This window comes from Clostridium chromiireducens, assembly GCF_003575225.1.
Taxonomy (GTDB): Bacteria; Bacillota; Clostridia; order Clostridiales; family Clostridiaceae; genus Clostridium; species Clostridium chromiireducens.
This window is the reverse complement of sequence record NZ_QXDJ01000001.1, coordinates 1,205,687-1,231,262: the sequence shown is the minus strand read 5'-3', so window position 1 is coordinate 1,231,262 and position 25,576 is coordinate 1,205,687. Positions and strand designations below refer to the sequence as shown.

Sequence of the window (25,576 nt, the reverse complement as noted above, 5' to 3'; positions counted from 1 at the left end):
TGTCCCGATTATGGTATTATATTTGTATATGCGAGAGATTTTAAAGGATTACGCAGAGGGATAAAAATAGTGTGATTGAAAGTTGAAGTATTAATTAAAAACTTGATTTTAAATTATATTATATGGCTAGATAAATAAAAGGGGGACAAATATGGATATATTTTTAGTTTTAGGTCTTATTGGAGGTTTAGTAATTGTAGTCGCGGCCATGCTAGAAAAAGGAGCAAGTCTTCAAGTACTTATGAGTCTTGAAGCATTAATGGTAATTATTGGTGGTACTGTAATAGCGTTACTGAATTCTTTTCCAAAAGGTGAGTTTGTTAAGCTTCCTAAGATTTTTGGTGTTCTTTTTAGTGGTAAGGGTCAACAAGATCCAGCTGAAATTATAGCACAACTTGTGGAAATGTCTCAAACCACTAGAAGAGATGGATTATTATCTCTTGAAAGCACCATACAAGGTCTAGAAAACAAATTTATGAAAAAAGGATTAGAGATGGTGGTTGATGGTTTAGAGCCAGACCTTATAAAAGAAGTATTGGAAATAGAAATTGAGAGTATGGAAGAGAGACACCGTCTTGGTGCCACAGCTTTTACGACAGCAGGTGGTACAGCTCCAACTCTTGGAGTTTTAGGTGCCGTTATTGGACTAATTGGTGCTCTTGGAAATCTTAATGATATTGAAAAACTTGGAGAAAGTATAAAGTCAGCCTTTGTTGCAACTGTTTATGGTATTTTTACTGGATATTTAATCTGGCATCCATTTGCAAATAGATTAAAAAGAAAATCCCAAGAAGAAATAAAGAACATGAATATTATGCTTGAAGGAATATTAGCTATTCAAGCAGGAAATAATCCTAAGAGTATTGAAAGAAAACTTGTAGGAATGTTAGAACCAAAGCAAAGAGTCAGATTTGAAGAAAATAATAATGATAAGTAATTTGAAGGAGAATAGTGATGAGTAGAAAAAAACAACATCATGAAGAGCATGTTGATGAAGCATGGCTTCTTCCGTATTCAGACATGTTAACACTCCTATTAGCACTATTTATAGTTATGTTTGCAATGGGACAAACTGATAAAGCAAAGATGCAGGCTATGGCTAAAGAATTTAATATAATCTTCGCTGGTGGTTCTGGTATGATGGAGAAAGACGGTAATTCTATGATACCTATGGAAGACGCAGGAGAATCTGATTCAATCTCAACTAATGATAGTCAAATAGAAGAAGATAAAATGACTGAAATTAAGAAAAAGTTAGAGCAAGAAATTAAGCAAGAAGGTTATGCAGATAAAATAAAGGTTGATCTTAATGGTGAGGGACTTGATATTGCAATACAAGATGTCGTTCTTTTTAATTCAGGGGAAGCGGACGTATTAAAAGAAGTGTCACCAGTATTATTGAAAATCTCAAAAATGCTTAATGGATTAGATAACCAAATTAGAGTAGCTGGATATACTGATAATGTTCCGATAAGTAATGGGAAATTCCGTTCTAATTGGGATCTAAGTGCAATGCGTGCAATTAATGTGATGAACTTTATGGTCTCTTCGGGGGGAATCAAGCAAGATAATGTTTCAATCCAAGCATATGGTGAATATAAACCTAAGACATCAAATAGCACTGAAGAAGGAAAAGCGCAAAATAGAAGAGTGGAAATTTATGTAGTTCGTAATTTCCCGGTAGACAAATCTAACTAATAACAAGAATTAAAAGTTAATTTACTTAATATTTAAGAGTGTGGAAATTGAAATTGAATATACATATTATTCAGTAAAACATTAAAAGTTTTATTAGTAATTATAATAAATGGTAGGTTGCGTACATTGCTGTTACTCATAAAATAAATTAGAGTAGCGGTAACGTGTGTATCCTGCCATTTAATCGTTCTATTATATACATATGTGCAATTTGCATATACATCTACAATAGTAGTGCAATCGGCACCTAAATCAATGCCTCGTGGTACTTAAAAGATATTGATAAAACTTTTAATATAGATATATAGGGAGATTTATCTAAATGCTAAATTCTGAATGAAAGATTTCATTTGGAGCTTTAAAGGTAATGCATATGGGAGGTAATTGAAATGTCTGAAAATATCATAAATGAATCTATGCTAGATATGTATATTTTTGAAACAACTCAGCTTATAGAACAATTAGAACAGCTAGTAATTAATGGAGAGAAGGAAAATGGATTTACCGATTCCATAAACGAAATATTTAGAATAATGCATACAGTAAAAGGCTCATCAGCAATGATGCTTTTTAATAATATAGCAGAGATTTCACATTCTGTAGAAGATTTGTTCTACTATCTTAGAGAAAATAGGCCTACAGGGGTAGATAATAACATTTTAAGCGATATTGTATTAGATGCAATCGATTTTATTAAAAATGAAGTATCAAAAATTCAAGAGGGAAAGACATCAGATGGTGATGCTGCAAATAGAATTAATGAAATTAAAGAATTTTTAAATGAACTCAAAAAGGAAAATGAAATTTCCACAGTAGTAGAGATGAACAATGCAGAGCCGCAGAAGTTTTTCATAACCAGTGGTAAGGTTAGGGAAGAGAACCATAAAAATAAATATAAAGCAAATATATCGTTTGTTGATGGTTGTGGGATGGAGAATATAAGGTGCTTTGGGATTCTTCACAAGCTATCAGAAATAGCAGAAGTAATTAGTAACACACCTGAAAATATAATTGATGATGATGAAAAAGCTAGCGAAGAAATAAGACAAAATGGATTTGAAGTGAAATTTTCCTCAAATTTAGATGTTGATATGATCAAATCAATAATAAATGAAACAGTGTTTCTAAGTAGATTAGATATTTCTGTATTAGATGAAGAAAATGATTGCATTGAAAATAAGAATATCATAGAGAAAGTAGAGATAAATGAAGTATTCAAATCGAATGAAAAAGAAAAAGATACAATAGTTAAAGAAAATAAAGGTGAAAGAACAGCTTCTCATCAGGGACAAGGGTTTATAAGCTTGAGCGTATCTAAAGCAGATAGGCTTATGGATCTTATTGGTGAGTTAGTTATTGCAGAATCAATGGTTACACAAAATCCAGACCTGGCTGGATTAGAATTAGACAATTTTCAAAAATCAGCAAGGCAGCTACGTAAAATAATAACAGAGATGCAAGATACAGTAATGTCTGTAAGAATGGTGCCGCTTTCAGCTACTTTTCAAAAGATGAACAGAATTGTCAGAGATATGAGCAAGAAAATGAATAAGGAAGTTAAATTGACGATTATAGGGGAAGAGACTGAAGTTGATAAAAATATAATTGAGCATATATCAGATCCATTAATGCACCTAGTTAGAAATTCTATTGATCATGGGATAGAGACTTCGCTAGAGAGAGTAGATAAGGGAAAGCAGCCAATAGGGAATCTGATTTTAGAGGCAAAAAATGCAGGAAGTGATGTACTTGTTGTAGTAAAAGATGATGGGAAGGGACTTGACGAGAGAAAAATTTTGGAAAGGGCTAGAGAAAATGGTTTGCTTAATAAGCATGAAAATGAGATGACCAAGAGAGAAATTTTTAATTTGATATTTTCACCAGGCTTTTCAACAAAAGATGCTGTATCAGAATATAGTGGAAGAGGCGTTGGTATGGATGTAGTCATGAAAAACATTGAAAAAATAGGAGGAGCAATTAGTATTGACAGTGTCGAAGATTTTGGATCTACTATGACAATTAAAATACCATTAACTCTAGCTATTATAGATGGAATGAATGTAAGAGTAGGTGACTCGAGATACACGCTTCCCACAAGTTCTATAAAAGAATTTTTTAGACCAAAAGAAAGTGATATCATAAGGGACCCAGATAATAATGAAATAATTATGGTTCGAGGCCATTGTTACCCAATACTTAGACTTAATGAACATTTTGGTGTTCGCACGAGTGTAACTAATCTTTCAGATGGAATTTTAATAATGGTTGAACAAGATGAACGAAAGCTATGTATTTTAATTGATGAATTATTAGGCCAGCAACAGGTTGTTGTAAAGGCGCTTCCAAGTTTCATAAGGGATATTAGAAATTCAAAGGACTTAGCAGGATGTACACTTCTAGGAGATGGCAACATAAGTTTGATAATTGATATTACTGGATTAATAGCAAAACTTTAGAGGTCATTATGTAAGATTAAGTATTTTTTTAATAAAAGATAAATGAGGTAGTAAGTATGAACTGGATTAATAATATTAAAATCAGAATGAAGTTAATGGTGGGATTTGCTATAGTCGCTTTTATTGCAGGAATGGTAGGAACTATTGGTATAGTAAATATTAAAGAAATAGATAGGAATTATTCGGATTTATATGAGAATTATGGAATATCTATCAGTGATATTGCTGAAGTTTCTATTTCATACCAACGACTTAAAATAAATTTAAATAATATTATGTTATATAAAGATAATATTAAAACAAATGAGTATGTAAGTGAAATAAAAAATTATGATACTAAAATTCAAGAAGATATGCTCAAGTTCGAAAAGTCGATTCAGACAGAAGCTGGGAGAAATGAATTATCAAATCTTAGAATGCTACTAGAAAAATATGGTGCTATAAAGGATAAGATTATGGAATTGGCCCTTTCAGGAAAAGAAAATGAAGCTCTTACGTTGATGAATAGTAATGAGACTCAATCAATATCAGATCAAATAAATAATTCTGTTGATAATCTTTTTGAATTGAAAACGTCAGGAGGTCTTAGTAAATCGCAAGAATATTCGGCTAAAGTAAACTATTCAGTTATAACAATGATAACAGTAATAGTAATAGCTATGATTTCAGCCATAATTCTTGGAATAATAATTTCTAGAGTAATAAGTAAATCTATATCAGAACTTATGAATGTAACAAATGAGATAAGTAGAGGAAATTTAGATTTTGAAATTTCTAATGATTCAAAAGATGAAGTTGGAATTCTTTCAAAATCAATGAAAAGAATGCAACATAGGTTAAGTGAGGTCGTTGAAAATATTAGTTTTGCTGCTGAGCAGGTCACAGTTGGATCAAGACAAATATCAGATTCAACAGTAGCTTTATCTCAAGGAGCCACAGAACAAGCAAGTGCAGTTGAGGAACTGACAGCATCTATTGAACAAATATCTGCACAGGTAAAAATTAATGCAGAAAATGCAAAAGAAGCTAATGCTATAGCAGTAAAAGCGAAAACAAATGCAATAAAGAGAAATGGCGAAATGAAATTAATGCTTACTGCAATGGATGAAATAAATAGTTGTTCAAATAATATCTCAAAAATAATTAAGGTAATTGATGAAATTGCATTTCAAACTAATATACTTGCATTAAATGCTGCTGTAGAGGCAGCAAGAGCAGGGCAATATGGGAAGGGATTTACAGTTGTTGCAGATGAAGTAAGGAATTTAGCTGCAAGATCTGCAAATGCAGCAAAAGAAACTACAAAAATTATAGAAGAATCAATTTTAAAAATTGAAGACGGAACAAATATTGCAAACCAAACTGCTGAAGCCCTTGAAAGTATAGTGAGAGATATAGAAAATGTTTCAGGGAGAATCAATAATATATCAGAAGCATCAGATGAACAAGCTACAGGAATTTCACAGATATCTCAAGGAGTAATACAAATATCTCAAGTTGTTCAAGGTAATTCTGCTACAGCAGAAGAAAGTGCAGCTGCAAGTGAAGAATTAGCAGGACAAGCAGAAGTCTTGAAAGAACAAGTTCAAATGTTTAATTTAAAAAATAAAGCTTATAATGTAAGTTCAAATTATAACATAGAATCAAGTTACGAAAGCGATGATAACTATTTTGAAAAAAGAGATAAAAAGAAAGATAGAAAATTCTTAAATAATGAGTCTTCTGAAATTAAAAAGGAAGGTAATGTTAAAAGGATAATACTTAGCGATAGTGAGTTTGGAAAATATTAAAGATAAGGTGATATTATGATTACAATTACAGAAAAAGAATTTGGTAAGTTATCGAAGTATATTAAAGATAATTATGGTATTAATCTAAAAGAGGAAAAGAAGATGCTTGTTATCGGAAGACTGCACAATGTATTAGCAGAGTTAAAATTTGAAAGTTTTTCAGAGTACTATGACTATATAATTTTAGACAAAAGTGGTAAAGCAGTTAATACATTAATAAATAAAATTACGACTAATCATACGTACTTTATGCGTGAAAAAAATCACTTTATCTACCTAAAAGAAAAAGTACTTCCATACTTGATGAAATCTGTAAAGGATAGGGATTTGAGAATTTGGTCTGCAGGGTGCTCATCAGGAGAAGAAGCATATACTCTTGCTATTATATTAGATGAATTTTTTAAGGAAGAGAAGCTGTGGTGGGATAAGAAGATATTAGCTACGGATATTTCAGAAAAAGTCTTAAGTATTGCTAGAACTGGAATATATAATAAACAGCAAGTATCTCAACTGCCTGAAACTTGGAAGAGAGATTATTTGAGAAATTGTAATGAGGAAAAATATGAGTTTACTGATAAGATAAAAAATGAAATTATATATAGAAAATTTAATTTAATGGATAGTGTATTTCCGTTTAAGAAAAAGTTTCATGTTATTTTTTGTAGAAACGTAATGATTTATTTTGACAACAATACAAAAAATGAATTAGTTAGAAAATTTTATAATAGCATGGAGGATGGAGGATATCTATTTATAGGGCATTCAGAATCATTAAATGGAGGAACTATGGGATTCAATTACGTAATGCCATCTGTATATAGAAAAGGGTAAGTTTAATTAGTTGAGAAGGTGAAATTTATGAGAAAAATTAGAGTGTTAGTGGTCGACGATAGTTTAGTATTTAGAGAAGCAATATCTATAGGAATATCCAGAGATCCTAATATTGAAGTGGTAGGAAAAGCAGTGGATCCTTATGATGCTAGAGACAAACTTCTTGAGTTAAATCCAGATGTAATGACATGCGATGTACAAATGCCTAAGTTAAATGGAGTAGAATTTATTAAGAGACTTCTGCCACAATATAAGATTCCTATAGTTGTTGTAAGTTCTATAAGTGATATTGTATTTGATGCCATGGATGCAGGGGCAGTAGATTTCCTTAGCAAGCCTGATGCTAGAATTCCTAATGCATTTGAAATATTTACGAATGAGTTAATACAAAAGATTAAAGGAGCAGTAAGCGCAAATTTATCAGCAAGTTTAATTCAGCAGCAACGAACAAATGTGAAGAATGTACAAGAAAAGAATAGTATAAACGTTGTTAACAATAAAGTTATAGCAATAGGTGCTTCAACTGGTGGTACAGAAGCAATTCATACATTATTAAAAATGATGCCTCCAACAATGCCTGGAATAGTAATAGTTCAGCATATACCCCCGGTGTTTTCCAAAATGTTCGCCGATAGACTTAATCTACAAACACATTTTCATGTGAAGGAAGCGCAGAGTGGAGATATTATTGAACCAGGGAAGGTTTTGATAGCACCAGGTGATAAACATATGAAAGTTAAGAGGGCTATAGATAAATATATAGTAGATACTTCACCTGGAATTAAGGTTAATGGGCATTGCCCATCAGTCGATGTACTTTTTGAATCTGTGGCAAAGGTGGCTGGGAGAAATGCAGTAGGAGTAATACTTACTGGAATGGGGTATGATGGGGCAAAGGGACTTATGTCTATGAAAAGAGCAGGGGCAAGAACTGTTGGTCAGGATGAGCAATCTTCTGTTGTTTATGGAATGCCTAAAGTGGCCTTTGATATAGGAGCCGTTGAAAAACAAATTCATATATCAAAGATTCCAGGAATTTTGATTGATATGTTTAAATAGAAAAAAATGGACTACTATACTAGTCCATTTTTAACAGCGTATACGGCTAACTGAGTGCGGTCCTTTAACTGGAGCTTAGAAATGATTTCAGTAATTATATTTTTGACGGTTCCTTCAGCAATAAACAAAGAAGCTCCAATTTCTTTATTATCTTTTCCATCGACAATCATAGATACAATTTGTATTTCTCTTTCTGTTAAGGAAATATCTATACCATGAATATCAACAGTTTTCTTTTTAGATTTTTTGCTATCCTTACGCAGATTTAATAACATAGGGCTTAAAATATCTTTTGTAATTATTCCTAACCCTAAAGAAGCGCTCTTAATTGATAGTATCAGTTCTTCAGTACTTATATCTTTTAAAATATATCCATCTGCGCCGTTACGTATTGCATCTGTAACATCAGTTTTGTCATTAGATGCCGTAAGGATTAATACTTTAATTGAAGGAAAATCTGATTTTATTAATTTTGTGGCTTCAGTACCAGTGCATATGGGCATAGACAAATCCATTAATACTACATCAGGATTTTGTTCTTTACATAAGTCATAAGCTTCCTTTCCATTAGTAGCACATGCTATGACTTGTATATCACTATTATTCTCAATTATATTTTTAAAACTCTCTCTCAAAAGCCTTTGATCTTCGGCAATAATAACCCTTGTCATATAAAAACCTCTCTTTACTCAAATGGATTAATATATATTAAATTTTTGCGTAAAAATAGATGAATTTCAAAAAATAGAAAACGTATTTGGTGTGAAAACCAACTCACATAATATGAATTATACCATTTTGTATATATTTCAACAATGGATAAAGCGAAACTAAATTTATATAGAAAAGAGTCTTAAGTAAATACAAATCAATTATAAAATAGTGCTATTTGCATCTTGAATTAAATTTGTTGTGCAATTTGCATATTACTGCATGACTTGCGGTACTACAAATGTATTATAGAAACATTTAAAATATAATTATTAAGAGAAGAAAGTAGAAATTAAAACAATATATTTAGGAGGTAAGGGGTAATATGAAAAGAGTATTAGTTGTGGATGATGCAGCATTTATGAGAATGGCTTTAAGATCAATTCTAGAAAAGTGTGGATTTGAAGTTGTTGGTGATGCGGATACAGGAATAAAAGCTGTGCAGCAATATAAGTTATTACAACCAGACATAGTGACCATGGATCTAACTATGCCAGAACTTAATGGAATAGAAGCAATAAAATTGATAAGGGCAATTGATAAGAATGCGAGAATAATAGTCATATCGTCAATGGGGCATGAAATACAAGTTAGGGAAGCAATAGCTGCTGGCGCAGTATCATTTATAGTAAAACCTTTTAAAGAAGAGATTGTTAAACAACAATTATTAACTATTAGTCAAGCTAATAAATAAGTAATATCTTAGTATTGTATAAGCCAATAAAAAATTATTGAGTTTACTAAATATATAGCAAGTGGAGATTATTATAAAGAATGAAGACGAATTCAGTGGCGTTGTGAATGATTTAAATTGTATTCAAGATAAAAGAGAGGAAGCGTTCAAATGAATGAAAATGCAGCTAATGATATTGTTGATATGGAGGAGGATACTCAAAGAGGAAAGTATCTAACTTTTGTGCTTGATAATGAGTCCTATGGTATAGGCATAAATAATGTTACAGAAATCATTGGAATACAACCGATAACCTTAGTCCCAGAATTGCCGGATTATATAAGAGGAATTATAAATTTAAGAGGAAAGATAATTCCAGTGATGGATGTCAGGTTGAGGTTTAGAAAGATATTTAGAGAATATAATGATAGAACTTGTATAATTGTAATTGATATAAATGAGCTAGCAATTGGTCTTATTGTGGATAGTGTTTCAGAAGTTCTGATAATACCAGACCAAGACATTATACCACCACCAAATTTAAGTAAAGTTAACAATAAGTACATAAAGGGCATTGGGAAAACTGGGAGTGAAGTTAAGTTAATTTTAGATTGCGATAAATTAATCAGTGATGATGAAACTGACGTTCTAAGTAATATTGAATAAGAAGTGACAGAGAGGAGTATTTAAATGAGATGGTTTTATAATATGAAAATACGCGCAAGGATACTTTCAAGTTTTTTAATTGTAGCTTTTATTGCAGGGGTTATAGGAGTTCAAGGGGTTTTTAATATAAACAAAATTAGCAAATTAGATACCGAGTTATACGAAAAAATGACAGAACCTCTAGGTGAATTAATTAATGTTTCTAATGCATTTAGTACTATAAGAGTATATGTAAGGGATATATTGCTTGAAGATGATCCCCAGAATATACCTGAAATTGCGAATAAAATAAAGGATAAGAGTAACGAATTCGATTCAAGCATCGATAAAGTATCTAAAACAGTATTAACTACTGAGGGCCAGGAAGTTATTAAGGATATAAAAGCTTCAAAAGTTAAATGCATGGATGTTATAAATGAAGCGGTACAATTGAAACTTCAAAATGAAAGAGAAAAAGCTAAACAGCTCTTAAGTAGCGATGGGAAAATAGTCTTAAATGAATTAAATTCTAATATTGATAAGTTTACTAAGTTGAAACTTAATATTGCAAAGGAAACATCTGATAATAATAGCAAGATTGCAACAAATACAACAACAATGACGATAATTATTTTAATTATAGGTATAATTATGGCTGTGTTGATTGGATTATTCATTTCTTCATCAATAAGCAAACCTGTTCGAAAAATAATCGGAATAGCTGATAAAGTAGCAGATGGAGATTTTGATATCAATATTGACATTAATAGTAAGGATGAAATTGGACTATTAGCTACATCATTTAGAAAAATGACTGATAGGTTGAACAGTACTATGTGTACAATAAATGCTGCGTCTGAACAAGTTGCAGCGGGGTCAAAACAAGTATCTGATTCCAGTATAGCTTTATCTCAAGGTGCAATGGAACAAGCTAGTTCAATAGAGGAATTAACTGCATCTATTGAAGAAATATCGGCTCAAACAAAGATGAATGCAGAAAATGCTGCAAATGCAAATGAAATTGCGACAAGTGCTAAAGTGAATGCAGAAGATGGTTATGAACAAATGAAAGAAATGCAAAGAGCGGTGGATGAAATAAACAATGCATCAACAAGTATATATAAGATAATAAAAGTTATTGATGAAATTGCATTCCAAACTAATATTTTGGCATTAAATGCAGCTGTTGAAGCGGCTAGGGCAGGACAACAAGGCAAGGGGTTTGCAGTTGTAGCTGAAGAAGTTAGGAATCTAGCGGCAAGATCTGCAAAAGCGGCTAAAGAAACTGCTGATATGATTGAAGGTTCAATTAAGAAAGCAGAAGCAGGAACAAAAATGGCGAACAGAACTTCAGAGGCTTTAAATAGAATTGTTGAAGATACTATAAAAGTTGCTGACTTTATAAATCAAATAGCAATAGCATCAAATGAGCAAGCTGAAGGAATTGATCAAATTAATCAAGGCGTTATGCAAGTTTCAACTGTAGTGCAAACTAATTCAGCAACAGCAGAAGAAAGCGCAGCAGCTAGTGAAGAATTGGCATCTCAAGCAGAAATGCTAAAAGAACAAGTTATGCAATTTAACTTAAAGATTAATAATAATTCGTCAAAATATAATTCCATTAACAATATTGATTTAGATGCTATACATCAATACCTATAATATATGTAAATCATTAAGGAATTAAAAGGAAGATTAAATCTTTTCTACGGGGTGAAACTTATGACAAGGGATATAAAAGTTCTCATAATAGAGGATTCAAAAGCTTCTTTAAATTACGAAGTGGCTCAGCTTAAAGCGAGTGGATTTAATGTGGAATATGAACAAGTTGAGAGTGCAGAGTCATTAAGAAATGCACTAAGTAGTGGTAGGTGGGATATTATTTTATCCGATCATGTCATGCCAAGTTTTAGCTCGATTGAAGCACTGCAAATACTGAATGAAACAGGATTTGATATTCCTTTTATAATAGTATCAGGAGAGATAGGGGAAGAAGTTGCTGTAGAAGCCATGCGTGCTGGTTGTAAGGATTACATTATGAAAGACAAATTAGCACGGCTTGGCCCTGTCGTGAAACGTGAACTTAATGAATTCAGTGAAAGAATCAACAGAAAAAGAATTGAGGAAGAAATGAAAAATCTTCTTATAAAGGCTAAAGAGGAAGCAGAAGCAGCAAATGAGGCAAAAAGCAATTTTTTGGCAAATATGAGTCATGAAATACGCACGCCTCTTAATGGCATCATAGGAATGATTGAGTTGACTTTAATAGGTGAAACATTAAGTGATGAACAAAGAGAAAATTTAATCATTGCGAAGAACAGCGCATATTCTCTAATAAATATTGTTAATGCGATTTTAGATTTTTCTAAATCAGAAGCTGGTAAGATGGAGTTAAAGCAAAATAACTTTAGCCTTAGAGACCTTGTTAATAAAACAATAAAAATCCATAGCTATGATGCAAAAATAAAGGGAATTACTCTAGAGTGCAATGATTTTAAGGAAATTCCTGATCTGCTATATGGAGATTATGGAAAGCTTCAACAAATACTTAGTAATTTAATAAGCAATGCAATAAAATTTACTCAAGAGGGAAAAGTTACGCTTATAGTTGAAAAGAATTATGAATATAAAGAAGAAATTGGCATGAAGTTTTCTGTGCAAGATACAGGAATAGGTATTAATGAAAATGATACAACTTTACTTTTCAAGAGCTTTAGTCAACTAAATAATTCATATTCTCGTGAATATAGGGGGACAGGATTAGGACTTGCATTATCAAAGCAATTAGTTGAAATGTTAAATGGAGATATTTGGCTTGAGAGTGAAGAACGAGTTGGAAGTACTTTTAAATTTACTACAAAATTTAAGTTAGCCAAAGTGGAGGACGTAAATAAATATTATAGGGGTATTAAAAAAGTAAATGATATAGAAGAGGTTATTAACATAAAGAATAACATGGCTTTTAATAATGAACTGCATAAACTCTTAGAAAATATGAACGATGCAAAAGGTGATATGAGAAAAATTGAGAAGTTAGCAGATTTTATAAATAATTCCTTACTTCTTTCTAAATTTGATGATTTAGTAATGATGGGTTTTAAATTAAAAGTAAATGCAGGAAGAAGCAATATAGACAAGGTAAAAGATGCATTTGAACGATTAGAAAGTGATGTAATGAAGTTAATGTAAATTATGATAGTATAAATAAGGGAGGGATTAATTAATGAGGATCCTTATTGCGGAAGATGATTATGTTAATAGAAGATTCTTGTTTAAGTTTTTTTCACAATATGGTGATTGCGATATGGTGGTTAATGGTGAGGAGGCGGTTCAAGCGTTTATGTTTTCGCTTGAAGAAAGTGATCCATACGGTCTTATATGCCTAGATATAATGATGCCGAAGTTAGATGGGTTAAAAGCCTTGAAAGTGATTACTTCTATTGAAAAAGAGAAGGAAATTAGTGATAAGGAAATTTCTAAAAAATTTGTTATAACAGCTTTAGATAATGCAAAGGATGTTCAAAATGCTTTTGAAATGGGATGCGAAGTCTATGTAACTAAGCCAATAAACACAGAAAAACTTATTGAAGTAATGAAAAAATTAAACCTTAATACGGAGTAATAACATAGTGTTTAGATTTATGTGTAATTTACCGAAATTAGATACGTGTTTATTACATACTACTATGAAAATAAGCTTAAAGGTTCTAAATGGGTGGTTGCCCCATTTCTGCATACTCCTACTAAAAGTTGTGGCAAGCAGTAAATGGAGTAACCACCCATTTTTCAAATGCCTATTTCATAAACATGTATCCACTTTCTATGGGTTATCACATAAGTCTAAGTCATATGTTGTTTATTTACGGGCCTTTGGCTAAAGTAATTTTGTATTTCTTTCACAGCCAAATAACAAATATTAATTAAATTATTTAAGTCTGATTTAAGACTGTTATAGTTATTAGATTTTAATGCATCATTAATTTTAGTAGTTTCTTCATAAATATCAATCAGTCTATAGTTACCCGTAACTCCTTTAACGTTATGAATTATCTTGGAGATATTTGTTATATCATTTTTAGCTATAAATATTTTTAATTCTGCAAGGGCGAAATTAATTTCATTAATTAATTCATTGTATAGATTATGCACGTCTTCTAAATTAAGGCCCAAATCTTTAGTAAAACCAAGTATATCATACCTGCAACTATGATTCATAAAGTATATACCTCCATTCATCCTTTCGGTTGGTTATAGCGTAAGTCTAGTTTTAAAGCTATTTCTAAAAATAAAGCATAATAATTTTAATCCTTTGGTTCAATATTTATTAATATGTTTGATATTTTATCAATAAAGTTTCGAATATCGATTGGCTTAGTAATATAGTCTGTAAAGCCAAGTCGCATGCCTCTTTCTATATCGCTAGGCATAGCATGAGCGCTTATGGCAATAACAGGTATTTCACTAGTATCTTTACACATTTTAAGGTTTTTAAAGACCTCATAGCCATCTATGCCAGGTAGATTAATGTCCAACAAAATAAGATCAGGTTTATGAGCTATAGCTAAATCTATGCATAGTTCTCCAGAAGTTGCAGAAAGCATTTTTAATTTACAAATTTGGCTCAGAATACGTTCCACAAGTCTTAAATTTGCAGGATTATCTTCTACATATAGTATCTTATAAACTTTATCTTCAGAAAAAGAATTTTTGTTTTCTATTGATAAACCACTTTCAGAATTGTGCATAAAATCAGATTCTACATAAGGAAACTCAACCCAAAAGTGACTACCTACATTTTTTTCACTAACGACATGTATTTCGCCATTCATTAATCCAGCAAGTTGTTTTGCTACTGCGAGTCCAATTCCAGTACCTTCAATCGTATTATTTATCTTATTTAAACGCTGAAATGGTTTGAATATCAATTTTAAGTCAGAACTTGATAAGCCGATACCAGTATCAATTACGTGAAATCTACATTTATCATTAACACAATCTTGATAATAAACAACTTGGCCATGTTTTTTATTATATTTAATCGCATTAGAGAGTAAATTAATCAATATTTGTTTTAATCTTGTATGGTCTGCGGAAACAAATTCATTGGAGTTAGCTTCTGGATAAGTAATGATATCTATTTCATGTTGATCAGCAAAAGGTTTTATTATAGCAAGAGTTTCATCCATTACTGCTTTAATTGGTACTGATTCAATTGATATACTTAATTTTCCGGATTCGATTTTAGCTAAATCTAGTATTTCATTTATTAATTCAAGCAAATGTTTTCCTGCCTTTAGTATCTCGTCAACGCTTTGACTTTGAGAACTAGTCAAAGGTGATTCGGGATCTAATTGTAATATTTGGGAAAAACCTAAAATAGCATTAAGTGGTGTTCTAAGTTCGTGGCTCATGCTAGATAAAAATTCAGATTTTGCTCTACTTGCTTTTTCAGCTTCCTCTTTTGCGGAAATAATAGAACGCGCCATCTTTTTTTGATCTGTAATATCACGGGCTGATATTACCACTTTGCTTGAATCATTCAATTTTGGAGATATGCACGCTTGAAACCATCTTAACCCAGAATTAGATTCAATATTAATGTCAAGATAAGCAGTTTCGTTCAACCGAATTACATGCTGAATTTTCTCGAGGGCGGCTTTAGATGTCTTTTTGTCCAAAAGGTCATAAATAGAGCTAAAGTCTCCTTGTTCGTATAATTTATATAAATCTCGATATCTTTTAGACCAAAATGTTGTTATGTACCCATTAGAATTCACTTCTAAAATTAGATCATTAATGGAATTAACAAGGCATTTTAAGTCTATTTCCTTTTTTTTAAGTTTAGTTTGAGTTTCTAATAAGTTCTTATTTGCTTCATCTAAGTTTTGTCCCAGTTTAAGCAGTTGAACTGATATATCTGTTAATTCAGCTATATTTAATATAGGAGCTTTTGAAATATAATCACCATTATCAATTCTCTGAATTATATTTTTAATTTCTAATAATGAATTAGAAAAAGTATAACTCATCTTTCGGGCTTTTTTAGAAAGAATAATAAAGAATATAATATAAGATAAAATTAATGTTGCGATAATAATCATGCCTATTTGAGTTAAAGCATTATGTAATTTATTTGAATCAGAATAAATATTTTTCTCTGGAACAATTACAAGTAACTTCCAATTTGTTCCTGAAATCGTATTCCAAGATGCAACCATAGATTCATCTTTATGCATAAAACTTGTGAAACCGGATAAATCATTATTTATTTTATCTCTTAAAATAAATAAATCCTCAGACTTATATAAATTATAATTATCTTTAGACATAGGATTATCATTGTTGTAGGATAATTCTTCTAGATCCAAGTGATTTTTAAAATTATCAGTAAGTGTAATAATAGTACCGTTTTTTTCAATTAATAAACCATATCCATTCCAAGGAATATCCAAAGTTAAAATCTGATTTTTTATTGTATCCATAGATACATCAATACCGGCAAAACCTTCTAGAAAATCTTTGTTATAAACTGGACATATTGCAGAGCTTATTAAACCATTACCACTTGGATCATGGTAAACATTTGTCCACTTTACTTTTTTTTCAGGATTATGTTCATTATGAGCCCCATAATAAAAATTAGAGGAACGTACATCTGCTTGATGACCGTATTTTGAAATAATATTCGTGTAAGGATATGTAACATTCAAAGAATCAAATGAGTTAAAATATATAGAAGTAGAAAGTTGTTGAGTATTTTTTATGTCTATCATAAAATTTTTTAAGGTTAAAATTTTAGCAATTTTATCTTTTTTCAGTTTCATTTCTTTTGTAGACGATATGTTACTATAAAAAATTGATACATCGTCATCCTTAGAATTTTCTTTTGTATAATAAGTCCCATCTTCTGAGTAACTTAGGCTATCGTTATCCTCTTGACTTAATGAAGCTGATGTTGATAAAGCATGTTCAAGTTTATTACTAAAATATGATGTAGAATTTTCAATGCAAGACAGCTCATGGTTAATCAAATCGGTTTTTTGTTTTGCGATTTGTCCAAGTTCATTTTGTGCCTGTTCTTTGAAATAGCCTACTGTTTTTTTTTGTGACAAAAAATCTGAAGTTAAATATATAGATATAAAAATTAATTCAACAACTATTAATGGTATAAAGGCAGTACGAATATAAGATTGCCAAATCCATTTATAAAGTGAAATATTTTCATGATTTTTTATTTTATTCATGGAACCACCTCATGATTTTGCTTTTGTTTCAGAGAAACAATCAGAGTATACTTTTTACCTTTGAAATTATGTCATTGTAATTAAAGGGTTTAGTAATGAAATCCACAGCACCTTTAACTAATGCTTTTTTATGATATTCTTTTTCGTTTTCAGCAGAAAGCATAATTATAGGGGTATTTTTGTAACCATTTGATAAATTTAAGGAATCAATTATTTCAAGCCCATCCATAAAAGGCATTCTAAAGTCAAGTAGAATCAAGTCAGGTTCATATGCAGAGTATAAATCTAATACCTGCCTAGAATCTGTTAAAGTTTTTATATTGCTATAACCATATATTTTTAACATTTTTTCTAGAAGTAAAATGTTAGCGTTATTATCGTCAACAATCAGAATTTTTGACATTAATTTATTTTTATCCATAATAAAAAACCTCCCCTAAATTTCTGGAAAAATCATCATAATACCCTAATATTTATAAATAATCAAACCCATCTGATATTAATATAACATATTTCGGGTGGATTTTTAACTAAATATTAACTTTTTTTAAAAGGTATTTTAATAAATTATGTATATAAAATTATAATATGACATGCTGTTGTCTAATTATCATTGCTATAGTGAATTAAGTGATTAAAATTTAGATTAGTGAAAAGGGGAATTAAATGTGAAGTATGAAATTGTGCATTTAAAAAAAAATATAGTCTTGATTTCGAAGAATATAAAGGTGGCACCGAAATGAAAAAATCAGAAATAGATATCTATATTTCAATAAATTAGATTAAAGAGGGGATAGAATGGAATTTATAGATGCGAAAACTATTATATCAGGATATAGTGAGAGCAGCACTTGGTTTGGAAATAATTATAACATGAATATTTATAAAGGATGTTGTCATGGCTGTATTTATTGTGATAGTCGTAGTGAATGTTACAGAATAGATAATTTTGACATGGTTAGAGCTAAGAAAGATGCTCTTGCTTTGATAAACAAAGAACTTAGATCAAAGAAGAGAACTGGCGTAATAGGAACAGGGGCCATGAGTGATCCCTATAATCCCTTTGAAAAAGAGTATAAGTTGACAAGAGGTGCACTAGAACTTATAAATGCTCATGGCTTTGGGGTTTCTTTAATTACTAAAAGCGATTTAATTACAAGAGATATAGATATTTTAAAAGAGATATCAAGTCACTCACCAGTTCTTGTAAAGATAACGATAACTACATCTAGTGACGAGCTTTCCAAAAAAATAGAATCTAACGTTTCAGCTTCTTCTAAAAGATTTTCTGCAATAAAACAGCTTTCCGAAAGTGGAATTTTTTCGGGAATTTTACTTATGCCGGTTTTGCCGTTTTTGGAGGATAATGAAGAAAACATAGAAGGTATTGTTAAATTAGCCTATGAAAATGGCGCTAAATTTATATATCCAGCTTTTGGAGTTACTTTAAGACAAAACCAGAGAGATTGGTACTATAAAAAATTAGATGAAAGATTTCCGGGAATTAAACAGAAATATATTGAAGAATTCGGAAATAATTATGAGTGCAGGTCACCAAAGGCAAATGCTTTATGGAAACTATTTAAAATGGAATGTGATAGATTTGGAATATTATACAGGATGAATGATATTATTGAGGCATATAAAAAAGGATATGATAATGATCAACTTTCATTATTTTAGAAATATAGGGCTACGCAGTGATAATCGAACTTATGTGTATGCTCACCGAAATTGAATACATGTTTATTCCATAGGACTATGAAAATAAGATGAAAGGTTCTAAATGGCTGGTTGTACCATTACTGCATGCTCCCAACTTCATTGTGACAATCAGTAAATGGAACAACCAGCCATTAAAAACCTAACCGGCCTATTTTCAAATGTCTATTTCATAAACATGTATCCAATTTCTGGTTTGAGCATACTTTAAATTCTCATTATGGAACCCTATAAAGATAAACAAATCATAAACTAGATATATACTTTGAAATATAGCCCAACTAGAAATTAGTAATATACTTTTATGGAATGTTTCATTGGGAATTTTGATGGTTGTGAATCTTGGGCATATGTTGTTCCAAATGTGCTTGTTTAAAGCTTGTTCTTTGAGGCTAGCACTTTGGGCACAACTTATGGCCTTAGAGTCACCCATCAAAATTCCTAGAAACTGGAACAAAAGTATATTACTTATTTCGGTGGATTGTATGCATAAGTCTAAGTTATAGTTGGGTTATCTATAATAAAGTTTAAATCTTATGTATATGTAGTTATAATAAAGTTAGGTGATAGAAATGCAAATAAATAGATTATTTGAGATAGTATACATTTTATTAGATAAAAAAATAGTAACGGCAAAAGAACTTTCAAAGCACTTTGAAGTATCTGTCAGAACAATTTATAGAGATATTGATATTTTATCAGGCGCTGGAATACCAATATACACAAATAAGGGTAAAGGAGGAGGTATTAGCCTTATTGAAGATTTTGTTCTTAATAAATCAGTATTATCTGAGAAAGAGCAAAAAGAAATATTAATGAGCCTTCAAAGCCTAAATGCTATGAAATATCTAGAAGTGGAACCTATTTTGAAGAAACTTAGTACGGTTTTCAATAAGAAAAGCACTAACTGGATTGATGTAGATTTTTCGCATTGGGGTAGCAATGATACTGAAAAGGAGAAGTTTAAAATTATAAAAACAGCTATTCTTAATAGTGAGGTTTTAAGCTTTGATTACTTTAGTTCTTATGGAGAAAAAACTTCTCGCATTGCAGAACCACTTAAGTTAGTATTTAAGGGGCAAGGATGGTATTTATATGCTTATTGTCGTCTTAAGAATGAATTCAGGATATTCAAGCTTAGAAGAATACATACCTTAGTTTTATTGAATGAAAACTTTAAAAGAGAAGTTCCAGCCAATATTTGGGGAGAGGCTGGTAAATCTTATGACATTGAAATGGTAACTTTAGTGTTAAGAATAGATGAGAAAATGGCATACAGAATTTTTGATGAATTTGAACAAGAAAACATTATTAGAAATAAAGATGGAAGCTATACGACAACTATTACATTTCCATCAGGAGAATGGATTTTTGGATATATAATGTCATATGGGGAGTATGCTGAAGTAATAGAACCTAAGAATATCAGAAAAGAAATAAAAAGAAAATTTGAAGAGTCTGTAAAGAAATACTCTTAATATTTATAAAAAGAATAATTCACGTAACAGTAAGTATAGGCATTGTATGTGCTATAATTAAAGATGATACAATTGGTGTTGAAAAAATTATAAGCGAGGCTGATAAGCTTCTATATTGTGCAAAGAATCATGGGAGAAACAAAGTATTCTCCTGTGAATTATAAATTTAATTTTTGGAAGGAGATATGAAAAATGCCGTTTATAGGATCAAAAGTTAGCATGAAGATATCAGAAGAAAAGGAAGAAATTATAAAGAGAAAATTAGGTGAAGCAATACAATTAATTCCTGGAAAGAGTGAAACATTTTTGATGGTTGGGTTTGAAGATGAATATTCATTATATTTTGCTGGAGAAAAGCTTGAAAAGGGTGCATTCATAGAAGTAAAAATATTTGGAAAAGCAAGTAAAGAGTCATATGCTGACTTAACTGCTGCAATCTGTAACATATATGAAGAAGAATTAGAAATTCCTCAAAATAAAATATATATTAAATATGAAGAAATTCAAGACTGGGGTTGGAACGGAAGAAATTTTTAGTAATAAATAAGTAGTATTTATACTAAATAAAAGGGGGAGTTTAATTTGATTATAGGAATTGCTCAAGTAGATATGGCGTGGGAAGATATCATCAGTAATATGACTAAATTTGAAAAACTAATAAAAAAGGCCGCTGGAAATGGTGTAGAGTTAATTTTATTTCCTGAAATGGCTTTGACAGGTTTTACCATGGATATCAACAAGCTCTCATTATCGGAAAGTGATATAGTAAGTTGGATTAGAAAGTTATCTTTGGACAATAACATAAGTATTGGATTTGGATATGCAATAAAGGTAGATGAAAAAGGCAAGAATAAATATATTATTGTTTCAAATGAAGGAAATACTTTAGCTAGCTATACTAAAATACATCCATTTTCCCATGGTGGAGAAGATAAAAAATATTATAGTGGCAATAATATAAGCAGTTGTGTAATAAATGAATTTAAAATAACTCCTTTTATTTGTTATGATTTAAGATTTCCAGAAATATTTCAAATAGCATCTAAGGAATCTCATATAATAACCGTAGCAGCAAGTTGGCCCAAAGAAAGAGAAGAACATTGGCTGGCATTATTAAGAGCAAGGGCTATAGAAAATCAATGTTATATTATTGGAATAAATAGAGTGGGGATTGGCGGAGGCTTAGATTATAATGGAGCATCAATTTTTGTAAACCCTAATGGGGAGATATTAAATGAACTTAGCTCAGAAGAGATGTTAATCATAAGAGAAGTTAATATAAATGATATTATAAAGTCTAGACAGGAATTTGATATAAGGAAAGATAGAAGAGAAGCGATATACCAAATTATGAACAAATAAGCTCGATGGTCTTAATAGTTGTAAAAAATAATGAAATTAGAAAAGCAGTGTAGGATTATGATATAATGTGATAAAAAAATCTTTTATAAATATCATAAAAAGGTAGGTATTTTAATAGATAATTATTATGATTGAGTAATGAAATGGTAGGTAAAATGATGCTAGATGATTTTGAACAAGAAGTTGATGAGAAGAAAATAATATTAAAAAAGAATATAAAGAGCATGGGAAGTAATTGTGCAAAAATAATCTTGATATTAGCAATATCGACATATGGAATAGCTTTTACAATTACATTTTTTATGAAGATGTTAGATGTGCTTTTAAGCTCCATTGCAAACGGTGGAGTTAATAGCAGTTTTATTCCGAAATTTTCGCTAGATACATATAATTTCTTTGCGGGATATCTTCCATGCATATTAGGAGATATTATAGCAATTATTATAGCAGTGAGCACTACAGGAATAAGAATAAAACAACATATATTTACAAAGATAAAAGCAACTAAAAAGTTCATTTTTCTAGGAACTATATCTTGTATAGGAACAGGAATGGTTTCAAGTATATTGTACCTAATATATGCAACAATCCTTAAAGGTGCTGGAATAACTATTCCTCAGCCAGATTTTAGTTTTCCAAAGCAGAATATTTATCTTGTTTTATTTTTGATGTACGTTTGTTTAATAGGACCTATTTTAGAAGAAATTATATTTAGAGGATTTATTCTTAACAGTCTAAAGAGATATGGAAATTTGACGGCAATTATCGTATCTTCAATTCTATTTTCTATGTTTCATCTAAATTTAGTTCAATTTGTTAATCCAATATTAATGGGAATTGTCTTAGCATTTATTGCTATAAAATCGGAATCTATAATTCCGTCCATAATAGCGCATGTATTTAATAATACAATAACTTTTATAATGTCAGGGATAACAATTATGAATTCGCCGCTAGTAGAAGGTGCAATTGAAGGAATCTATCTTTTTGTTGGAGTAATTGCACTTATATTATTTATTTACAATTTTAGAGAAGACTTTATGGAAGTTATAAGAGAAGATACTGCAATACTTAGTACACAAGAGAAAGTAAGAGTTTCTTTTAGTGGAGGTTGGGCTGTAGCATATATTATTTTTTATGTTGCATTCATTGTTATTACTATGATAAGTAAGAATTTAATAAAATAATATTTATGTAAAGATTTGTAAGAAGGGGAGATAAGTTTAATATATTGACTTATATCCTCCTTTATTTATACACAACTTATGATAATTGGTTATTATATAAATATTCGAAGATTTTATTTGTGAAAAATTATATGTAACTAATTACATTAGAGGAATTATAGATTAATGTTAAATTATTTTAGATATATTGACATGATAAAATTGGATGCCTATAATTTAAGCATCGATTTAGAGGGGGATTAATATGGCGAATAAAGTATTATTATCAATAATAGAGAATTTAAATGAAGAACTTATTGGAGTGTTTCATAAATTACATGAAAATCCTGAATTACCTAATGAAGAATTTCAGACTACAAAACTAATAAAAGATTTATTGAAAAGAGTGGACATAGAAGTTCTTGATTTACCATTGGAAACAGGTATTGTGGCACAAATTAAAGGAAATCCAAAGGGTCCAGTTGTTGCTATTAGGTGTGACATAGATGCATTGCCAATTCATGAGGAGACAGACTTATGCTATAAATCTAAAATAGACGGGATGATGCATGCTTGTGGTCATGATTTCCACATGGCCACAATTTTGGGAGCTGCTTATTTAGTAAAAAGACATCAGTCCTCATTAATTGGAACAGTGAAATTTATATTCCAGCCAGGTGAAGAAAGTGCAGATGGAGCTAAGAAAATTATATCCACAGGGGTTTTAGATGATGTAGATGCAATTTTCGGTATACACAACGTTTCAGATGCAGACGTAGGTGTTATGGGGATAAAAACTGGAGCAATGACTGCTGCTGTTGATAGATTCGAAATCAAAATCACAGGAGTTGGAAGCCATGCAGCTAAGCCTGAGAAAAGTATAGATCCTATAATAATTGCAAGTAATATAGTTACATCATTACAAACAATCATAAGCCGCAATGTGGGACCTACAGAAAAAGCGCTTTTGAGTATAACTCATATTCAAGGCGGAAATACGTGGAATGTTATCCCTGAATCAGCTTATCTTGAAGGAACAGTTAGGACATTAGATGAAAATATACGTGAATTAATATCTAAAAGAATGAATGAAATGGTAACAGGAATAGCACAATCTTTTGGTGGTAGTGCAGAGCTTATATGGCACTTTGGCTCACCGGCAACTAATAATAGTGAAGAGTGGGTAGATTTTAGTACTAAACTTGGAAAGAGATTGGGATATAATGTTAAGCAGGCATCTATGGGACTAGAAGGCGAAGATTTTGCATATTATCAAAAGAAGATACCAGGTGCGTTTATTACGGTTGGAACAGGAAAATCTTATGCACATCATCATCCGCAATATAAGGTAGATGAAAATGCGATCTTGAATTGCTCGAAATATTTCGATCAGCTGGCTGAAGGTGCATTGAAAGAAATTATAGATAAAAATTATAAACATAAATAGGAGTTTAGGAAACTAATATTTTGTTTTAGTACTATCAGAAAAGGGATGTAAAAATTATAGCTTAAGAAGAAAGTTTTATATTTTAGAATTATTTCAAGGAAAGGAGTAATATGAATATAAGAATGATAGCACCAATTACTATAGCATTAGGATTATACATAATTCTTTGCTATTATATAGGAGCAAAAGGTAAAAAAGCGCTTGTGCATATGAATGTAAGATTCAGACAAAAAAAGTATTTCATAGGGTACTGGGTAATATATTGGGCCATGGGATTGTCATTTTTTATAAGTAATATATTGAGAGGGGCTATCACCACCGAAAATTGGATTACATCAACAATTACACTAGTTGGATTTATTTATATTGGAATTTTTTTATATTCAATATTGATATTCTTTATTATGGATATTTTGAGATTTATTTTAAGAAGAATCAACTTTAATCAACTAGTAAAAGAACGGTTGAAGAAAATATATTTTGGTGGAGTATCTGTATTCTTATCAATATTTATATTAGTTGCATTTGGATTTTTAAACGCTCAGCGTAAAGTCATAACAAACTATGAAGTTAATGTAAATAAAGATGCAAAAGGAATTACTTCGTTAAATGTAGTTATGGTTTCAGATGTTCATATGGGAGTTGCACTAAAAGAAAATGGTGTTACTAAAATGGTAAATTCAATAAATGAATTAAATCCAGACATAGTTTTATTTTGTGGAGATATATTTGATGAGAATACGCCTAGAAGTTTAAAGGAATATTCTAGAGAAGCTTTTAAGAATATAAAGTCAAAGTATGGAGTGTATGATATTACAGGAAATCACGAATATGGTGCAGGCGACTTATCAGAGACTATTTCATATTTTCAAGATGCGAATATTAAGTTTTTACAAGATGAAGCAATTAAGGTAGAAAATAGTTTTTATATAATTGGAAGAAATGATCCAGCGCAGACAAGATCTACGGGAGAAAAGGTAAAGCCATTAGATGAAATTTTGAAAGACGTTGATAAATCACTTCCGATAATAGTTTTGAATCATAGACCAGAAGACTTAGAAGAAGCTGAGATGGAGGGTGTGGATTTACAACTTTCAGGGCATACACATAGAGGACAAGTTTTTCCGGGTAATCTCATAACAAAACAAATATATGAGAAAGATTATGGATATTTAAATAAAGGTAATTTCAACTTAATTGTAAGTTCAGGATATGGAACATGGGGGCCACCAATAAGAGTTGGAACCCAAAGTGAAATAGTAAATATAAAAGTTAAGTTTAATTGATAGAATTT

At 30.6% G+C, this 25,576-nt stretch carries 23 protein-coding genes; 19 read left to right on the top strand and 4 right to left on the bottom strand.

Annotated elements, in window-relative coordinates; genetic code table 11:
* Nucleotides 1-151: 151 nt before the first annotated feature.
* From motA to D2A34_RS04845, 6 genes are all read left to right on the top strand, one after another.
* Nucleotides 152-937, top strand: coding sequence for a flagellar motor stator protein MotA (motA, locus tag D2A34_RS04870; protein WP_079437994.1), 786 nt, complete (start codon nt 152-154; stop codon nt 935-937).
* 17 nt (nt 938-954) lie between these two features.
* Nucleotides 955-1,698, top strand: coding sequence for a flagellar motor protein MotB (locus tag D2A34_RS04865; protein ID WP_119365915.1), 744 nt, complete (start codon nt 955-957; stop codon nt 1,696-1,698).
* 389 nt (nt 1,699-2,087) lie between these two features.
* Complete coding sequence (locus D2A34_RS04860; RefSeq protein ID WP_119365914.1) at nt 2,088-4,154, top strand: chemotaxis protein CheA; 2,067 nt, start codon at nt 2,088-2,090, stop codon at nt 4,152-4,154.
* Nucleotides 4,155-4,210: 56 nt separating this feature from the next.
* On the top strand, nt 4,211-5,944 hold the full coding sequence (locus D2A34_RS04855) for a methyl-accepting chemotaxis protein (RefSeq protein WP_119365913.1): 1,734 nt from the start codon (nt 4,211-4,213) through the stop codon (nt 5,942-5,944).
* A gap of 15 nt (nt 5,945-5,959) precedes the next feature.
* Nucleotides 5,960-6,775 (top strand): CheR family methyltransferase, encoded by an 816-nt coding sequence (locus tag D2A34_RS04850; RefSeq protein WP_119365912.1) that lies wholly within the window; start codon nt 5,960-5,962, stop codon nt 6,773-6,775.
* 27 nt (nt 6,776-6,802) lie between these two features.
* Nucleotides 6,803-7,834 (top strand): protein-glutamate methylesterase/protein-glutamine glutaminase, encoded by a 1,032-nt coding sequence (locus D2A34_RS04845; RefSeq protein ID WP_119365911.1) that lies wholly within the window; start codon nt 6,803-6,805, stop codon nt 7,832-7,834.
* A gap of 14 nt (nt 7,835-7,848) precedes the next feature.
* Here the strand turns inward: D2A34_RS04845 and D2A34_RS04840 are convergent, their stop codons facing one another.
* Nucleotides 7,849-8,505, bottom strand: a complete 657-nt coding sequence (locus D2A34_RS04840) for a response regulator (RefSeq protein WP_119365910.1) — start codon at nt 8,503-8,505, stop codon at nt 7,849-7,851.
* Nucleotides 8,506-8,870: 365 nt separating this feature from the next.
* Here D2A34_RS04840 and D2A34_RS04835 point away from each other — a divergent pair, with 365 nt between their 5' ends.
* The 5 genes from D2A34_RS04835 (at nt 8,871) to D2A34_RS04815 (ending at nt 13,485) form a co-directional block, all read left to right on the top strand.
* Nucleotides 8,871-9,239: a response regulator gene (locus D2A34_RS04835; RefSeq protein WP_079438005.1), complete on the top strand. Its 369-nt coding sequence runs from the start codon at nt 8,871-8,873 to the stop codon at nt 9,237-9,239.
* Nucleotides 9,240-9,389: 150 nt separating this feature from the next.
* Complete coding sequence (locus tag D2A34_RS04830) at nt 9,390-9,884, top strand: chemotaxis protein CheW (RefSeq protein WP_079438007.1); 495 nt, start codon at nt 9,390-9,392, stop codon at nt 9,882-9,884.
* A 24-nt stretch (nt 9,885-9,908) separates the two neighbouring features.
* Nucleotides 9,909-11,525 (top strand): methyl-accepting chemotaxis protein, encoded by a 1,617-nt coding sequence (locus tag D2A34_RS04825; protein WP_119365909.1) that lies wholly within the window; start codon nt 9,909-9,911, stop codon nt 11,523-11,525.
* Nucleotides 11,526-11,585: 60 nt separating this feature from the next.
* Nucleotides 11,586-13,052 (top strand): ATP-binding response regulator, encoded by a 1,467-nt coding sequence (locus D2A34_RS04820; protein ID WP_119365908.1) that lies wholly within the window; start codon nt 11,586-11,588, stop codon nt 13,050-13,052.
* Between the two features lie 34 nt (nt 13,053-13,086).
* Complete coding sequence (locus D2A34_RS04815) at nt 13,087-13,485, top strand: response regulator (RefSeq protein ID WP_119365907.1); 399 nt, start codon at nt 13,087-13,089, stop codon at nt 13,483-13,485.
* A 218-nt stretch (nt 13,486-13,703) separates the two neighbouring features.
* Here the strand turns inward: D2A34_RS04815 and D2A34_RS04810 are convergent, their stop codons facing one another.
* From D2A34_RS04810 to D2A34_RS04800, 3 genes are all read right to left on the bottom strand, one after another.
* Nucleotides 13,704-14,078 (bottom strand): Hpt domain-containing protein, encoded by a 375-nt coding sequence (locus D2A34_RS04810; protein ID WP_119365906.1) that lies wholly within the window; start codon nt 14,076-14,078, stop codon nt 13,704-13,706.
* An 86-nt stretch (nt 14,079-14,164) separates the two neighbouring features.
* Entirely contained in the window at nt 14,165-17,107 is a 2,943-nt protein-coding gene (locus D2A34_RS04805) for a response regulator (protein ID WP_119365905.1), read from the bottom strand.
* A gap of 40 nt (nt 17,108-17,147) precedes the next feature.
* Nucleotides 17,148-17,528, bottom strand: coding sequence for a response regulator (locus D2A34_RS04800; RefSeq protein ID WP_119365904.1), 381 nt, complete (start codon nt 17,526-17,528; stop codon nt 17,148-17,150).
* Between the two features lie 377 nt (nt 17,529-17,905).
* Here D2A34_RS04800 and D2A34_RS04795 point away from each other — a divergent pair, with 377 nt between their 5' ends.
* From D2A34_RS04795 to D2A34_RS04755, 8 genes are all read left to right on the top strand, one after another.
* Entirely contained in the window at nt 17,906-18,790 is an 885-nt protein-coding gene (locus D2A34_RS04795; protein WP_119365903.1) for an SPL family radical SAM protein, read from the top strand.
* Nucleotides 18,791-19,401: 611 nt separating this feature from the next.
* Nucleotides 19,402-20,307: a helix-turn-helix transcriptional regulator gene (locus D2A34_RS04785; protein WP_119365901.1), complete on the top strand. Its 906-nt coding sequence runs from the start codon at nt 19,402-19,404 to the stop codon at nt 20,305-20,307.
* Nucleotides 20,298-20,471 carry a diguanylate cyclase domain-containing protein gene (locus D2A34_RS27630; protein ID WP_119365969.1) on the top strand — a complete coding sequence of 58 codons (174 nt, stop codon included), beginning with the start codon at nt 20,298-20,300 and terminating at the stop codon, nt 20,469-20,471. Before D2A34_RS04785 ends, D2A34_RS27630 begins: the two co-directional genes overlap by 10 nt.
* Nucleotides 20,472-20,499: 28 nt before the next feature.
* Nucleotides 20,500-20,844, top strand: a complete 345-nt coding sequence (locus tag D2A34_RS04775; RefSeq protein ID WP_119365900.1) for a phenylpyruvate tautomerase MIF-related protein — start codon at nt 20,500-20,502, stop codon at nt 20,842-20,844.
* Between the two features lie 45 nt (nt 20,845-20,889).
* Nucleotides 20,890-21,669 (top strand): nitrilase-related carbon-nitrogen hydrolase, encoded by a 780-nt coding sequence (locus D2A34_RS04770; protein WP_119365899.1) that lies wholly within the window; start codon nt 20,890-20,892, stop codon nt 21,667-21,669.
* Nucleotides 21,670-21,800: 131 nt separating this feature from the next.
* Entirely contained in the window at nt 21,801-22,856 is a 1,056-nt protein-coding gene (locus tag D2A34_RS04765) for a CPBP family intramembrane glutamic endopeptidase (RefSeq protein ID WP_243128228.1), read from the top strand.
* 244 nt (nt 22,857-23,100) lie between these two features.
* Nucleotides 23,101-24,282: an amidohydrolase gene (locus D2A34_RS04760; protein WP_119365898.1), complete on the top strand. Its 1,182-nt coding sequence runs from the start codon at nt 23,101-23,103 to the stop codon at nt 24,280-24,282.
* A gap of 110 nt (nt 24,283-24,392) precedes the next feature.
* Nucleotides 24,393-25,568: a metallophosphoesterase gene (locus D2A34_RS04755; RefSeq protein ID WP_243128226.1), complete on the top strand. Its 1,176-nt coding sequence runs from the start codon at nt 24,393-24,395 to the stop codon at nt 25,566-25,568.
* The last annotated feature ends 8 nt before the right edge of the window (nt 25,569-25,576 follow it).

Excerpts from the sequence above, each read along its gene's own strand:
- D2A34_RS04845 (WP_119365911.1), top strand. The coding sequence starts at position 6,803 with ATGAGAAAAATTAGAGTGTTAGTGGTCGACGATAGTTTAGTATTTAGA.
- D2A34_RS04755 (WP_243128226.1), top strand. The coding sequence starts at position 24,393 with ATGAATATAAGAATGATAGCACCAATTACTATAGCATTAGGATTATAC.
- D2A34_RS04785 (WP_119365901.1), top strand. The coding sequence starts at position 19,402 with ATGCAAATAAATAGATTATTTGAGATAGTATACATTTTATTAGATAAA.
- D2A34_RS04775 (WP_119365900.1), top strand. The coding sequence starts at position 20,500 with ATGCCGTTTATAGGATCAAAAGTTAGCATGAAGATATCAGAAGAAAAG.
- D2A34_RS04805 (WP_119365905.1), bottom strand. The coding sequence starts at position 17,107 with ATGAATAAAATAAAAAATCATGAAAATATTTCACTTTATAAATGGATT.
- D2A34_RS04825 (WP_119365909.1), top strand. The coding sequence starts at position 9,909 with ATGAGATGGTTTTATAATATGAAAATACGCGCAAGGATACTTTCAAGT.
- D2A34_RS04865 (WP_119365915.1), top strand. The coding sequence starts at position 955 with ATGAGTAGAAAAAAACAACATCATGAAGAGCATGTTGATGAAGCATGG.
- D2A34_RS04835 (WP_079438005.1), top strand. The coding sequence starts at position 8,871 with ATGAAAAGAGTATTAGTTGTGGATGATGCAGCATTTATGAGAATGGCT.
- D2A34_RS04830 (WP_079438007.1), top strand. The coding sequence starts at position 9,390 with ATGAATGAAAATGCAGCTAATGATATTGTTGATATGGAGGAGGATACT.
- D2A34_RS04795 (WP_119365903.1), top strand. The coding sequence starts at position 17,906 with ATGGAATTTATAGATGCGAAAACTATTATATCAGGATATAGTGAGAGC.
- D2A34_RS04815 (WP_119365907.1), top strand. The coding sequence starts at position 13,087 with ATGAGGATCCTTATTGCGGAAGATGATTATGTTAATAGAAGATTCTTG.
- D2A34_RS04855 (WP_119365913.1), top strand. The coding sequence starts at position 4,211 with ATGAACTGGATTAATAATATTAAAATCAGAATGAAGTTAATGGTGGGA.
- D2A34_RS04850 (WP_119365912.1), top strand. The coding sequence starts at position 5,960 with ATGATTACAATTACAGAAAAAGAATTTGGTAAGTTATCGAAGTATATT.
- motA (WP_079437994.1), top strand. The coding sequence starts at position 152 with ATGGATATATTTTTAGTTTTAGGTCTTATTGGAGGTTTAGTAATTGTA.
- D2A34_RS04840 (WP_119365910.1), bottom strand. The coding sequence starts at position 8,505 with ATGACAAGGGTTATTATTGCCGAAGATCAAAGGCTTTTGAGAGAGAGT.
- D2A34_RS04800 (WP_119365904.1), bottom strand. The coding sequence starts at position 17,528 with ATGGATAAAAATAAATTAATGTCAAAAATTCTGATTGTTGACGATAAT.
- D2A34_RS04860 (WP_119365914.1), top strand. The coding sequence starts at position 2,088 with ATGTCTGAAAATATCATAAATGAATCTATGCTAGATATGTATATTTTT.
- D2A34_RS04760 (WP_119365898.1), top strand. The coding sequence starts at position 23,101 with ATGGCGAATAAAGTATTATTATCAATAATAGAGAATTTAAATGAAGAA.
- D2A34_RS04820 (WP_119365908.1), top strand. The coding sequence starts at position 11,586 with ATGACAAGGGATATAAAAGTTCTCATAATAGAGGATTCAAAAGCTTCT.
- D2A34_RS04810 (WP_119365906.1), bottom strand. The coding sequence starts at position 14,078 with ATGAATCATAGTTGCAGGTATGATATACTTGGTTTTACTAAAGATTTG.